11 protein-coding genes are annotated in these 14072 nt (G+C 46.6%); 9 read left to right on the top strand and 2 right to left on the bottom strand.

Features of this window, described 5'->3' with window-relative positions; all coding sequences use genetic code 11:
* Positions 1–2 precede the first annotated feature (2 nt).
* Positions 3–1109, bottom strand: a complete 1107-nt coding sequence (locus tag F0220_RS29800) for a WXG100 family type VII secretion target (protein WP_105600574.1) — start codon at positions 1107–1109, stop codon at positions 3–5.
* A 322-nt stretch (positions 1110–1431) separates the two neighbouring features.
* Between F0220_RS29800 and F0220_RS29795 the strand changes: the two genes are divergently transcribed.
* The 9 genes from F0220_RS29795 to F0220_RS29755 all read left to right on the top strand — a co-directional run bounded on the left by F0220_RS29795 (position 1432) and on the right by F0220_RS29755 (position 10677).
* Positions 1432–2250, top strand: a complete 819-nt coding sequence (locus tag F0220_RS29795) for a hypothetical protein (RefSeq protein WP_149846876.1) — start codon at positions 1432–1434, stop codon at positions 2248–2250.
* A gap of 37 nt (positions 2251–2287) precedes the next feature.
* Positions 2288–2785, top strand: coding sequence for a hypothetical protein (locus F0220_RS29790; protein ID WP_091012283.1), 498 nt, complete (start codon positions 2288–2290; stop codon positions 2783–2785).
* A gap of 60 nt (positions 2786–2845) precedes the next feature.
* Positions 2846–3367: an SUKH-4 family immunity protein gene (locus F0220_RS29785; RefSeq protein WP_105600572.1), complete on the top strand. Its 522-nt coding sequence runs from the start codon at positions 2846–2848 to the stop codon at positions 3365–3367.
* A gap of 238 nt (positions 3368–3605) precedes the next feature.
* Positions 3606–5156: a nickel ABC transporter substrate-binding protein gene (gene nikA / locus F0220_RS29780; RefSeq protein ID WP_105600570.1), complete on the top strand. Its 1551-nt coding sequence runs from the start codon at positions 3606–3608 to the stop codon at positions 5154–5156.
* Positions 5156–6103: a nickel ABC transporter permease gene (gene nikB, locus F0220_RS29775; protein WP_105600569.1), complete on the top strand. Its 948-nt coding sequence runs from the start codon at positions 5156–5158 to the stop codon at positions 6101–6103. The genes nikA and nikB overlap by 1 nt, the downstream gene beginning before the upstream one ends.
* A complete protein-coding gene (gene nikC, locus F0220_RS29770; RefSeq protein WP_105600567.1) occupies positions 6100–6954 on the top strand; it encodes a nickel transporter permease in 855 nt (284 codons plus the stop codon). Before nikB ends, nikC begins: the two co-directional genes overlap by 4 nt.
* Positions 6951–7751 carry an ABC transporter ATP-binding protein gene (locus F0220_RS29765; protein WP_105600566.1) on the top strand — a complete coding sequence of 267 codons (801 nt, stop codon included), beginning with the start codon at positions 6951–6953 and terminating at the stop codon, positions 7749–7751. Before nikC ends, F0220_RS29765 begins: the two co-directional genes overlap by 4 nt.
* On the top strand, positions 7748–8761 hold the full coding sequence (locus F0220_RS29760) for an ABC transporter ATP-binding protein (protein ID WP_308737372.1): 1014 nt from the start codon (positions 7748–7750) through the stop codon (positions 8759–8761). The genes F0220_RS29765 and F0220_RS29760 overlap by 4 nt, the downstream gene beginning before the upstream one ends.
* Before the next feature lie 410 nt (positions 8762–9171).
* Positions 9172–10677 (top strand): malate:quinone oxidoreductase, encoded by a 1506-nt coding sequence (locus F0220_RS29755; RefSeq protein WP_105600565.1) that lies wholly within the window; start codon positions 9172–9174, stop codon positions 10675–10677.
* 236 nt (positions 10678–10913) lie between these two features.
* Here the strand turns inward: F0220_RS29755 and F0220_RS29750 are convergent, their stop codons facing one another.
* A complete protein-coding gene (locus tag F0220_RS29750) occupies positions 10914–14003 on the bottom strand; it encodes a hybrid sensor histidine kinase/response regulator (RefSeq protein ID WP_223199817.1) in 3090 nt (1029 codons plus the stop codon).
* Between the last annotated feature and the right edge of the window lie 69 nt (positions 14004–14072).

Here is a 14072-nt window from a genome sequence, read left to right as displayed (position 1 = left end):
TCTTATTTACCGTATATTTTTTCAACGATTTCTGTCATTCCTTCATCAAAATTATCTTTACCCCATGTAGTAACTAATTTGCCCTCCTTGCTAACAACAGCTACACCTTCTCTTGTTATAAAGGCATATTTTACGCCTTCATTTTGGGATAACGCTTTTCCGTTCTTAACCCAATCATCAACCATATCCTGAGTCACTCCACGTTTCTCCATTCTGGAGAAACCATGTTCAGCAAACTCACTCCAGTTAACTCGAATACTTGGATTCTCCACATATGTTCCCATTTTACCAAAGTCTTCGCCATACTGAACATGTTGTTCGTTTTTATTCTGATCTGCTTTCTTATTATCTCCCCCACCAGAATCCGTATGGGGCGAGTGATGCTGTTTGCCATCAATGGACTTGATCCCGACTTTTCTACCGAAGATTCCGAGGAGCATAGAAGTTGTGATATTTGCAGCGTACTCTGCTCCGCCTTCTTGCTTCATTTTATCGAACTCGGCTGCAATCTGCTTCTCTGCCTGTTCTCGGGTATCTCCGTTATCCCACACATAGTTCCAACTAAAGGCGATTCCGTTCCCTACGTCTTTAATTGTACCAATGGTATTATCATATAAAAAGTTACCCGCGGTATCCACCGGATGTTCAATAAGGTCTTTACCTAGTTGCAGGGCAGAGTCACCAATCGCTAATATGTTTTCTCCGGCCTGATTGAAAAAGGCATCCACATGTTCCTCAACGCTTCGTTTAGGAGGGGGATCATTTGGGCCGCAAACAAGATCATTAGTACGAGGTGTGCCCGGATTGGCCTGATACTGTAGTAACGCAGAGATGTTAACCATAGTGGAATCGGTATCGACAAAGCGTTCCCGAATCTGTTCCAAACGAAGAGATATTGTATTAAGCAGCTCCAGGGTGGTATTCAGGTTTTTCTCTGCATAACGGTATAAGTGGGCAAAGCGCTCGGCTGTCTCGCCTTCAAAACCATCGAGTAGGGGAGTAAGTTGGCTATTTAATCTAGCCAGAGTTTGTTGCAAGTGCCCGTGTCCTACCTTAAACACGCCAATCGTGTGTGTCATTTGATCCACAGGGATCTGTATATTTGTCATCGTCTCAATCCTCAGTTCTTGATCTATACTATATTTTAATCCATGTTAGATGCTGTTTGTGAGGACCTATAGTTCTATTTGTTTGTACCCATTCTCCTGAAATTCTCAAACGAAGGTGAATTGTTTGTGCCAAAAATAAGTTAAATGTCAGGAGGGGCAAGACGTGGTGAGGAGTTCTTGCGGGTATGTTGGATGTGGAAGAAGATAAAAACGGTATCTAGCGTTTTATGAGAGGGGAGCAAGGTGGCTACTAAAAAGTAAATAGAATACTTCCGACATATATTAGGTAAATACTATTTACCATATACTATAGGAGGTATATATGAATTATTTTTTAGACTTTATTAAGGGTGTGGTTCCGAATAATGGAACATATCTAATGATAACCGTTATTATAGTTCTTTTATTTTGGATGTACAAAGAATTGAGAGCGAATTATCTAGAGAGTATTAAATTAGACCAACAACGCTTTGAGAAAGCATTAGAGATTTATACAGAAGCGGAAATAGAAGTATACAAATATGTACAAAGGAAAACAGATTTTTATGATGCCGTGGAGAAAATTTCAAAAGCCACAGTATTGTTCCCTAACCGATTGGTTGAAACGTTTAATAGGCTTAGAGAAGAAGATAATCAGATAGATCAAAGGGCCGGAATGATGAGTTTTAGAAAAGAACTTCAAAAAGAAATTTCTTTTTTGAAAAGTGAACAAGTTAACCCGTTAATTACAAGTGATAGCAGTGGTCATCTTGTGGTAACTATTGAGAGCTTTTTTAAGTCTAAGATCGCACCGTTTGCTATTCCTTTATTTCATGCATATCTAAATTTTATATTATTAATTTTAGTTTTGTACTTTATTTTATCTCTTATTTCAGCATCAACAGCTATAGAAGGTATTTCTATATTTTTACTATCATTTGATCTCTACAGTTATGTTATTATCTTATTTGCAATTATCAGTGAAGGATTTATAAAAAAGAGATTTATTCACAAGATATATAATTGGACATTTTTAATTATATTTTTATTCATTCCGATAGTATTCCTCTTTAATAGAGATTGGTATGTGGGTTTAGTAATTTTTTTATTATTTACTTTTTACATTGGATATTTTAGAAAAAAATCTTTGAAAAACCCTTAGTATCCCCGGGTAGTTGACTCTAGAGGAGGAGGTATTAATGAATCAATTATGTAAAGGTATAGAAAGAATAAACAGCATCAATTGGGGGACTTCCGGTAGAACAGATGAACCCTCAAACATGGCATTATTACAGGAGTATATTAGAAGAGCAGCAATATTGACCACTACATACCGTTTGAAAACATCGTATCCTTTTTTCAACGCTTCTCGTGCATTCGGATATGACGTTGATCTGGATATAACTAAAAAATGTCCTCAATTAAAGGAATTGAAAAACAGTTTCCTAAAAGGAACGTGTGAAGCATACTTGGAATGGTTGTTATTATTTGATTCCGGAAATGAAATTGCGTCGGAGTTTCATGATCTCTATGAACCTTTGATTCTTTTAATCGAAAGAGGAGGAACCATTAGAAGAAAGCATGGTGAAATTATTACAGGTGGCTATGCTTTTCCTCTAGCGCATGCGGAATACATGTCTAAGCAGGCACCAATTGATATAAGTGATGAGGGACTGGAAGCCTGGACGCACCAGTGATTTTTTAGATCAGTCTTATGGCTCTAGCTCAAGCATTTTAAAAGTTAGAGGAGTGAGAGCATGGATTTTCATATCGTAGAGATAAAGGACTACTATGAATCGGAAATAATTAATTATGACTTTACTAATCTAAAAGATTGGGGCATAAGTGAAGAGAATGCTCATTTTTTAATCGACATAGGAGTTCCAGAACAATATGATGATTTTTCCTTTTATAAATCTGAAGCTTTCCAAGTGAAAGTTATTGAGGGAGAGGAATATATTCAGATTGGTCACTTTGCAAGTTATGGTATGCGTGACTCGTATGGTCTCTATCTAAAACAAGGGAGCGATATGTTTTTCACGACATCATCATTGGATAAGTCCAACGTATATATGCTCAATAAGAATTTGGGAACCTTCTTTTTGTTTCATCTAATTAGAAGTGAACTGGCAACTAAAATGAGACTGGAGGGTACATATACCTCAGATGAGTATGCCAGAGCATTTCGTGGTTATTTTGAGCAGATTGATCCGATAGCAATGAAGAATGTCGAAGGTTATTGGTCACATTTGCTGGAAGACTACGAAACTGGATTGTAACTCTTCGGGGAATCTTGCATAGTTATACATCTAAACAATCCCAAATCGGGAAGAGAATTAACTATAATAAAGCCCTCATATGTAACAAAAAACATGCAGAATCCGCTCTCATCCGAGAGTCGGATTTTTTCTCGTTCCAACACCAATATAACTCTTGTCAAAACGTAATCATTACGATAAGATAATACTCATTGTGTTTAGATAATAATAATTACGATTAAGAGAAAGGGGCATTACCTTGAATAAAAAGACGCCACTGCTAGCGCTGGTCTCCTTGGCCTTGAGCGCTGGACTGTTGAGCGCCTGCGGATCATCTGAGTCCAGTCCCGCTGCGCAGCCATCCACCGGTAATAAAAATGTTCACTTCCTATATAACTTCTCCACCAGTTCACTAGATCCACATGTGGATTCAAGCTATGTGCCGCTGCGCGCGGGCATTACGGAAACGCTGGTTCGTCTCGATGAAGAGAACCTGACGGTTGCTCCATGGCTTGCTGAGAGCTGGGAGAGCGAAGATGGTCAGCATTGGACAATCGACCTGCGAGACGATGTGACCTTCCAGAATGGTAAGCCGATGACGGGCGAATCCGTTAAGGCATCCCTTGAGCGGGCACTGGAAGAGAATGTAGCCATCCAGAACGCTCTGAAGATTGATACGATTGAAGCCGAGGGTGACAAGCTGGAGATCACCACAACTCAGCCGTTCCCGGAGTTCGCTTCGGAACTGGTGAATCCCAACACGGCGATTATCGACGTGAGTGAGCCGGACGTTGTGAACAAGCCCATTGGCACGGGCCCGTTCAAGCTGACCTCTTTTACCCCAGGCAGCAAGCTGGATCTGGATCGCTATGATGAATATTGGGACGGAGCATCGCCACTGGATTCCATTACATTCTCATTCAATGAAGATGCTAATGCCCGCACACTTGCGCTCAAATCTGGTCAGGTTGATATCGTATACCGTCCAGAGGTCGAGAGCCTCGAATCGCTCAAAGCAATGGACGGCATGACTGTGGAGTCCACGTCGACGTTCCGTGTGCATCAGATGACGACGAATATGCAGCGGGAGAGTATGAAGGACATTAACGTCCGTCGTGCGGTGGATGCGTTGATCGACCGTCAGGGCATCGTGGACACTATCCTGCTCGGCTACGGGGAAGCGGCCATCGGACCATTCCTGCCATCGCTGCCGTTCGCGCCAACATATGCAGAGACTGCTAAGCAATCCGGGCCTGACGCTGCAGTGAACTATCTTAAGGAAGCAGGGTACACGCAGCAAAACGGCGTGATGACCAAGGATGGCAAACCATTGCAGCTGACGCTACTGACGTATTCGGCTCGTGCCGATCTGCCACTAATTGCTCAAGTGTTCCAATCTGATGCGAAGAAGATTGGGATCGACGTGCAGATTCGCCAGATTGACACGCCAGAAGATTATATGGCATCCAACCGTGACTGGGATATTGCGACGTACAGTAATTTGACAGCCCCGCGTGGCGATGCAGGTTATTACCTGAATGCAACGTACCATCCGAAGGGTGCTCTTAACTTCAGCGGATCGGAAGACCCGGAACTGACCAAGATTATCGACGAGCTGAATCTCACCGTTGCACCGGAGAAACGCGCAGAGCTTGCCGAGAAGGCAGCCAACTACGTGCATGACAACGTGCTGAATTCATTCGTGCTGCATCCGGGTACGATCGTGGCCTACAACGGCAAGAAGATCAAAAATTGGGTTACCACCCGCAGTGAATATTACATGATCACCAATAAGCTGGACGTGATGTAATGTTTCGCATTTTGCTTCGGAAGTTCCTAGAGGTATTTATTTTTCTGCTGTTCATTATGTTTGTGAGTTTCCTGTTCATTCGTTTGGCGCCGGGTGATCCAGTGCTGACGATCCTGAACGTAGATGAACTGTCTGTCAGTCAGGAGCAGGTCGAAGCTGTACGCGAGGAGATGGGCTTCAACGATTCGCTTCCTGTCCAATTTGGCAACTGGTTGCTCGATTTCGTTCGACTCGACTTCGGCGTATCGTATTCGACAGGTCAGCCCGTCATGCAGACCTTGATGCGTGCGCTGCCGGCTACGGCTGAGCTGACGATAGGCGCTCTGCTGGTCATGCTCGTGATAGCGATCCCGCTCGGCTCGCTTTCAGCGCTCCATCGCGGAAGTTGGATTGACCGGGGCAGCCGGATGCTCTCCATTGTGGGTGCGGCGGTGCCAAGCTTCTGGCTGGGTCTGATCCTGATCGATATGTTCGGCGTACGATTCGGCAATCTGCCGACTATGGGCCGGGATGGATTCACCTCGCTTATTCTGCCATCTCTGACGCTGGGACTTGCCATCTCCAGCGTTTATGTGCGTCTTTTGCGTTCCAGCCTGCTAGATTCTCTTAGTCAGGAGTTCGTTCGGTCCGCCCGGGCAAGAGGGTTATCCGAAGGCCGGATCTTCATGCTTCATGCGTTTCGGCACAGTCTGCCGCCTGTCATTACGGTATTCGGCGTAAGCCTCGGCAGCCTGATTGGTGGAGTTGTCGTGATTGAAGTGTTGTTCGCTTATCCGGGTATTGGCAAGCTTGTCGTTGACGCCATCCGTCAGCGTGATTATCCATTGATCCAGGGTTACATCCTGATCATGGCGATCTTGGTATTCCTCGTGAATACGGCGGTTGACCTGTCTTATCGTTATTTGAATCCTGAAATGAAACTCAAGGAAAAGGAGGCCCACCGATGAAAACCATGCCCCTGCCCATTTCAACTACAAAATCTAAAAAACATAGCTGGCAGGCGATCGTTGGTTTGCTATTTGCACTGCTGGTCATCGCGGCCTCCGTATATGCCTTTTTAGTTCTGAAACATGATCACACGTTAACCGATCTGCGCGGACGATTGCAGGGGGCAAGTGCTCTCCATCCGTTCGGCACCGATCATCTGGGCCGCGATGTACTGACACGTCTGCTGCTTGGTGGCGGCCAAACACTGGGTTATAGCTTACTGGCACTCGGTGCTGCACTGCTGATCGGTATTCCATTTGGTTTGATCGCGGGTTACAAACGTGGCTGGGTCGATAAACTGTTCATGCGGATCGCCGATGCCTTTCTTGCTTTTCCTGATACCATCGTCGCAATTGTACTAAGTGGTCTGCTAGGAGCCGGAATCGGCAATCTGGTGTTGGCGATCGTAATCGTGAAATGGGTTAGTTATGCGCGTCTCGTTCGAAGTACGGTTTTATCGGAGTCCCAAAAGGATTACATTCGCATCGCCCGGACCAACGGACTGTCGGACGGTCGTATCATGAGAAAACATCTGCTTCCACATATCGCAGGCCATGTGCTCGTACTGGCCAGTCTTGATCTGGGCAAAATCATTTTGCTCATCTCTTCATTGTCCTACATCGGGCTTGGCGCACAGCCGCCAACACCTGAATGGGGTGCGATGCTGAACGACTCGCGGCCTTACTTCCAGTCTCGGCCGGAGCTGATGATCTATCCGGGCCTTGCCATTGTCTCGGTAGTCCTGCTTGCCAACATGCTGGGTGACTATCTGCGAGACCGGTTTGATGTGAAGAAGGAGGTACAGCCATGATTCTCTCCATTGAGGAACTGAGCATCTCCAGTCGGGATCGTACTATTGTAGATCAAGTCTCTCTGGCTGTCCGTGAAGGCGAGTTCATGGCACTCGTTGGACAGAGCGGTAGCGGCAAAAGCTTGCTCTCGCAAGCCATTGGTCGTCTGCTGCCGCCCAACCTGCATGCGTCGGGGCGAGTCATGTTCGAAGGCAGCAACCTGCTGGAACGGAATCCAAAGGAGATGCGCGCCCTGCGGGGAAGCCGCATCTCGTATATTTTTCAAGACTATCAGGGAGCATTTACGCCATTTCGTAGTATTGGTGGGCACTTTGATGAATACCAGAAGGTACATGGGGAAAAGTCTTCTGCCATCCGTAAGAAACGGGCGGAGGAAGCATTGGAATCGGTTGGCCTTGGCGCTGAATTGCTGCGTCGCTATCCATTCCAGTTGAGCGGTGGACAGCTTCAGCGGGCTTCTATTGCCACATCGCTGATGCTCTCCCCTCGTCTGCTGATTGCTGACGAAGCAACAACGGCACTGGACAGTGTGTCTGGGCATCGCGTGTTGGAACTGCTGGCACGCAAACAAGCGGAGACAGGCTGTGCGATTCTGTTTATCACACACGACTGGCGTCATGTACGCAGCTATGCCAGCCGCTTGGCTGTGATGAAGGAAGGGCGAATCGTCGAATCGGGTGGCAAGCATCGCATTCTTGACCATCCTCAGCATGAATATACGCGCCAGTTAATCGAAGCAGCTCCCGTTCTGAGCCGCTCACTGAAGTCGGGATTGAAGGAGGCGGGGATAGAATGAAGACGACTTCAAATGAAGAACGCCAAGGATTTGTGCAGTCCGACGAATCGGTTGAGCGAAGCCATGACCTTGCTACAGGCGCAAACCATACAGAGATAGACCATGCAAATACAGACAATGTGGTCATAGATACTGTGGATACAGATCAGGCAGTCATAACTGCTACAGATACAGATCATCCACATACAGATACCGTTATAGATACCGCCGTTGCAAAGCCTGCTTCCTCGCCCAGCATCCTTAGTCATCCCGTGCTTCACGTGGAACATCTCAGCCGAACGTATGCAGGTGCAGACCGACCTGCTGTGAATGATATTTCCTTCACTCTGAACCGTGGTGAGTGTCTTGGCCTAGTTGGCGAGAGCGGCTGTGGGAAGAGTACGCTAGCCCGCTGTCTGCTACGGATCGAAGATGCGGATAAGGGCTCGATTACACTGGGTGGACAGGATATCGCGCGGCTGAGCGGTCGACGGTTGCGACCTCATCGACGGAAAATCCAGATTGTATTTCAGAACCCGATGGCTGCACTGAATCCAAAGCTCAAGATTGCCGACTCGCTAATCGATCCGTACGAACAACTTGGACGGAACGCCGAACTGTCCCACTTTACTTACACATCGAAGGATGCTTACGTCCAAAAGCTGCTTGAAGCGGTCGAGCTTCCAAGCGATTTGGCTGGACGATACCCCCATGAACTAAGTGGTGGACAGCGTCAGCGCGTCACGATCGCACGTGCTATTGGCATTGAGCCGGACGTTGTTGTTCTGGATGAACCGACGGCCAGCCTGGACGTGATCTCGCAAGGTGCAGTTTTGCAATTGCTTACGGATCTCCGCAAATCACTTGGTCTTTCATACGTGTTCATCTCGCATGATCTGGCTGCCGTACATCGCATGAGTCAGCGCATCATCGTTATGCGAGAAGGTCAGATCGTTGACCGCTTTGGCGCAGATGCGTTGTTCGCTGAAGAACGCCATCCGTACACGAAGGAACTGATTTCAATTTTCTGAGTACTCCCCGAAACGCCGTTGGCTGTGATAGTCATTTCAAACAATAAAGAGCCGCTTAGCGAAACATTCGAGAGCGGCTCTTTAGCGCATCCATTTTCACGACTAAATAAGGCTATACAACTTTTCATGTGCCAAGTCCCCCTAAAACCGGGCTCCTTTCTTTGTTTTGAACAAATAAATCTTTCAGGCCTATAACCGGGCTAACGTTCCGATGTAAACTAGCGTATACTGATGGAATAGCAAATATCTTGAAATTGCATATTTAAATTGCTCTATATTATTGATACACTAGATCAAGGTTATAATCATTCAGAGAAGGTGCGACCCCGTTCAAGAATGGGCTTGCTGCAAATGCCAAATCGATAACGCTTACATCCTTTTGGCAAATATAGGATATAAGGACGGTAGACATGAGCCAGGGACAAACGAGTACAGATGTTATCTTGATTGGTGCCGGAATTATGAGTGCAACTTTGGGAACTTTGCTAAAAGAATTGGCACCAGACTGGAATATTAAGGTTTTCGAAAAGCTAGCCACTGCAGGAGAGGAAAGTTCCAATGAATGGAATAATGCCGGAACCGGGCATGCTGCATTGTGCGAACTTAACTATACCGTTGAACGACCAGACGGAACCGTAGATATTAGCAAAGCGATTAAAGTGAATGAACAATTTCAGATCTCAAAGCAATTTTGGTCCTATCTCGTCAATAGCCGTCTGATTCGTAATCCGCGGGACTTCATTATGCCGATTCCTCATTTGAGTTATGTACATGGAGAGAGCAATGTCCAGTTTTTGAAAAGACGTTATGACTCCTTGTCGAATCACCCGTTGTTCGCAGGCATGGAATTCTCGGATAACAAGAAAGAACTGGCGAAATGGATGCCGCTAATGATGAAAGATCGTACAAGTAATGAGCCTGTTGCAGCAACCAAAATTGACTCCGGTACGGACGTTAACTTTGGTGCTTTAACGCGTATGCTAATCAAACATTTGAAGGAACAACACGTGGGCATCCACTACCAACATAGCGTGAAGAATATGAAACGCACCAGCGATGGACAATGGGAACTGTCCGTGAAAAACCTGAAGAGCGGTGCAGTCGAACGCCATAAGGCGAAATTCGTCTTCATTGGTGCGGGCGGCGGAAGTCTGCATTTGCTCCAGAAGACGGGCATTCCGGAAGGTAAACATATCGGCGGATTCCCGGTCAGTGGCATCTTTATGGTGTGCAAAAATCAAAAAGTCGTGGAACAGCATCATGCCAAGGTATATGGTAAGGCTTCGGTAGGGGCTCCGCCTATGTCCGTTCCACATCTGGATACCCGGTTTATCGACAATAAGAAGTCGCTGTTATTCGGACCGTTTGCCGGGTTCTCGCCGAAGTTCCTGAAGACGGGTTCCAATGCTGACTTAATCACGTCGGTTAAGATGCATAATCTGCTTACGATGCTTGCAGCAGGTGTCAAAGAAATTTCTTTGACCAAATATCTGATCCAACAACTGATGTTATCCAAAGAACAACGTATGGCAGAATTGCGTGATTTTGTTCCGGGTGCGAAGAGTGAGGATTGGGATATGGTTCTGGCAGGGCAGCGTGTTCAGGTCATCAAGGATACCGTCCAAGGTGGCAAAGGAACGCTCCAATTCGGTACGGAAGTGGTCACATCTGCAGATGGAACAATTGCGGCTTTGTTAGGTGCATCACCGGGTGCATCCACCGCGGTTCAGGTCATGCTTGAGATTCTTCAGCGGTGCTTCCCGCAGCATATGGAGGCATGGGAGCCAAAGATCAAGGAAATGATTCCTTCCTACGGCATATCCCTTGTGGAGAATCTGGATCTCCTCAAAGAGGTTCATTCTTCAACAGCCAAAGCGCTGGGATTATCGGATGAAAAACAAGTCCTGCACGTATAACGTTTAGCTTATCGTGTTAGATCATAATGAAGCCATAGAAAAGAGAGCTAAGCACGGGTTTCGTCCCGGCTTAGCTCTCTTTTGGTTTATTTGGTATGTCAGAACCTGAACTTGAGCTTGGAATTGAACTTGAACATGTCCGCTATCATCGCGTTCCCCTTAGACCTTTTACACAAAGTATACGGATACCGATCGTACAGTATGCGGCTGTAGAGTCATTAGAACGATCTTATCGCTCAGGCTCTTATGCTGTGGTCCAAAGGGATGACAAAGGAAACTTTCGTACCTTGGCCCGGCGAGCTGACGATGGTCAAACCTTGTCCGTACATCTGGGTCAACCGGCGATGTGTGTTGGTTAATCCAATGCCTCCAGTTCCGCCGGGACCTTTCTTGGGCCATGCCAGTGCCCGTTCGATCTGCTCGGGCTGCATCCCCACACCGTCATCCTCGATCTCAATCAAGGTGGACGCTGTTTGGTTGATAATTCGGATATGCACGGTTCCACCCTCAACTTTGCTGAGAATACCATGTCGAACAGCATTCTCAATGAGCGGTTGAATGGTGAGTGGCGGCAGGGATAGATCGAGATCATCGGGAATATCCCAGATGACGTTCAACCGATGCATGAATCGTTCTTTCTCAATGTAGAGATAGGCGCGGGAGAGATCCAACTCATGAGTGACCTCAACCATTTTCTCCGAATTAACAAAATGAAAGCTGGTCTGAAGGTACTCGATAAAAGCATCGCCCAGTTTCTGCATTCGCTCCGTGTCCATCTCACTAAGAACCATGATTGAATTGAGCGTATTAAAAAGAAAATGGGGCTGAATCTGTGCTTGTAAGTAAGCAGCCTCCATGCGCAGTCGCTCATCAATGGATTGTTTCAGTACAATTAGAGACCCGATGCGATGCCTTAATTCAACGGCATCCACGGGCTTGGTGACATAGTCCGTAGCACCGGCCATGAATCCGGCGTATACATCCGCTGGTTCGTTACGGGCCGTCAGCAACAGGATGGGAAGCTCGGATACCGAATAACGCTTGCGTACTTTCTCGGTCAATTCATAACCGGATATATGGGGCATCATGACATCGGCAATCAGTAAGTCCCAAGGCTCCTTATCCAACAATTCAAGTGCCTCAAGCGCCGAGGCTGCAGGTTGAATATGGTAAGGTTCATTCGCAAGCATGGAGATCAGTACTCGCAGGTTAACAGGATCATCATCGACGGCAAGAATTCTTGCGGCAGTCTTATCATGAGAGACGGTCTGCTGCTGCGGCTCTGCAATCGCAATTTCATCGAAGCTGTGAGCGTCCCATTGCTGCTCAGTCTGGTCCGATAGCGATGCAGTGTCTTCCCGTGGAAGCGAGATCTGGAAGGTCGATCCTTGCCCAGGTACGGATTGCACGGTGAGTTGGCCGCCATGGAGTTCGGTAAGCTGCCTACTGATATTGAGACCGAGGCCGATTCCTCCGCTTAAACGGGCCTCTGGAGTCCCTTGTTCATACGCCTCGAATATTCGCTGTTGTATCTCCTCACTCATACCAACACCTGTATCTGAAATTTGAATCAAGACGTACTCTCCATGTTCCCGAACGGACACGGTAATTGTACCCTCATCGGTAAATTTGAGTGCATTATGCAACAGGTTGTAGAGCACCTGAACAAGTCTTCTCTCATCGGCCTGAATCAACGGCAGTGAGTCTGGAATATCCACCTGCATATGGATGGGCTTGCCCTCTGCCATGAATCGGAACATACCGATCACGCCTGGAATGACCGAGGCAAGAGATAAAGGTTTCTTCTGAAGTGTAATACGTTTTTCCTTCAAACGAATGACATCAAGGAGGTCATCAACCAGTTGGGACATGCGTCGGCCGATGGTAACTAACAGCTTCATGTCTTCTGCCTGTTGCCCACCTGATTTACGCCGTTCACGGACCGCGATGCTCTCGGCGATATTGATGATCCCGTGCAGCGGTGTACGCAATTCATGAGCCGTATTCACAAGAAACTGATCCTTCTGGCGATCCTCCTCTTTGAGCTGCTCGTACAACTTCTCAATTTCGCTTGAATTACGGAAGTATTTCCTGAACCAATACGCGGCAAAGCCGAATATGGCCGCAATAACATCTATTGGATAATATACATTGGTAATTTCGCTATGTGAGTTCACAATTCCCCATAGTACGCTGGATAAGCTGCTGGTTGCCGCAAATAACAAAAAGCTGGCGTCCCTTCGCTTCTCGGCAGCCATGCGGAAGAACAGGTACACAGACCAGCCGATAGCAAATAGGTACAGGAAATTAGAAAGTCCTGTCTCCAGCACATGGTAGACAAGGGTCACCGGTGCAATCAATAGAAATACAAAGTAGATACCAAGCATGCTGGCATAGGCTCGGAATAATCTACGTCCTTGTAGACTATGGGAGAAGCTTCTAGCCATCTGTAAAAGAAAGAATGCGAACAACGGATAGGATAACGCTTTGGCCTTAACGATCCAAGTGAAGTTGAGTGGAATCCAACTTAATAACAGACTGTCATGGTCGGAGACGACCGTTAGGGCAGCAACCAGTGTTAGCATTGAGAACGTCAGCAGAGCTCGTTCCTTCCGGATAAACAGAAACATAACAAAAGCGTATAGGCTGTGCAAAATCAGTATGGCGAATGTAATCTTTTGCAGGTCAATGGATAATCCTCGTTCACTTCCAATGGCTTCTGGAGAACCAAAATAGAGAGAGCGTGTGATCCCACCGCTATATGGATCGTCAAAATTGGCTGTCTGCACCAAAAGATTAAGTTCACTGGCGCCGTCAAGCACATAGGAAGTTGTAAATGCAGTCCTTTCTGGTCGATAGGCTTCGGCATGAGTGGCAGGTTGGCCGAATTCGGCAACAATGGTCCCGTTCATCTCGATGATCGAAGATGCCTGGATTTTCTGAGCCCAGAGAGAGACTTCCTCCACAGATGGATCTAAAAGTATGCGAAGACGGTACGTCCCATATCCGAACGATGATGAGGATTGTGGTAATGCATTACGCCAGTCATCAGGAACTTGAATCCATGAGGATGGGTTATCCGTTATTTTCGCGTCACGAGTAGAGATTAACGTCTGGGGATAAAACTCCCATTCTCCATCCAGGGATATGGGTGAAGTGTTGGCGAGGTCCCAGCCTCGAAGGTCTAACAAGCCTTCAATGGGTTCAGGATGTGCGGGTATAGTGAAAGTCTCAGACCATATCCAGCGAAAGCCAAGCAAAATAGTCAGGAATAGAATCGACAGCAATACATATCGGGGTGTCTTTTTATAGGTTATAGGTTTCATGGCAGACTTTAGTTTTCGACAGTTTATTTCAAATTCCTGCATGTCCTCTTCCAAAGATGAACATTTTTT

The organism is Paenibacillus sp. 37 (assembly GCF_008386395.1).
Lineage (GTDB): Bacteria > Bacillota > Bacilli > Paenibacillales > Paenibacillaceae > Paenibacillus > Paenibacillus amylolyticus_B.
Note: the sequence above shows the minus strand (reverse complement) of the source record. Positions and strands in the feature narration are given on the sequence as shown.

Coding starts and splice junctions, on each gene's coding strand:
- F0220_RS29785 (WP_105600572.1), top strand. CDS start 2,846: ATGGATTTTCATATCGTAGAGATAAAGGACTACTATGAATCGGAAATA.
- F0220_RS29790 (WP_091012283.1), top strand. CDS start 2,288: ATGAATCAATTATGTAAAGGTATAGAAAGAATAAACAGCATCAATTGG.
- F0220_RS29755 (WP_105600565.1), top strand. CDS start 9,172: ATGAGCCAGGGACAAACGAGTACAGATGTTATCTTGATTGGTGCCGGA.
- nikC (WP_105600567.1), top strand. CDS start 6,100: ATGAAAACCATGCCCCTGCCCATTTCAACTACAAAATCTAAAAAACAT.
- F0220_RS29760 (WP_308737372.1), top strand. CDS start 7,748: ATGAAGACGACTTCAAATGAAGAACGCCAAGGATTTGTGCAGTCCGAC.
- F0220_RS29795 (WP_149846876.1), top strand. CDS start 1,432: ATGAATTATTTTTTAGACTTTATTAAGGGTGTGGTTCCGAATAATGGA.
- nikB (WP_105600569.1), top strand. CDS start 5,156: ATGTTTCGCATTTTGCTTCGGAAGTTCCTAGAGGTATTTATTTTTCTG.
- F0220_RS29765 (WP_105600566.1), top strand. CDS start 6,951: ATGATTCTCTCCATTGAGGAACTGAGCATCTCCAGTCGGGATCGTACT.
- F0220_RS29750 (WP_223199817.1), bottom strand. CDS start 14,003: ATGAAACCTATAACCTATAAAAAGACACCCCGATATGTATTGCTGTCG.
- F0220_RS29800 (WP_105600574.1), bottom strand. CDS start 1,109: ATGACAAATATACAGATCCCTGTGGATCAAATGACACACACGATTGGC.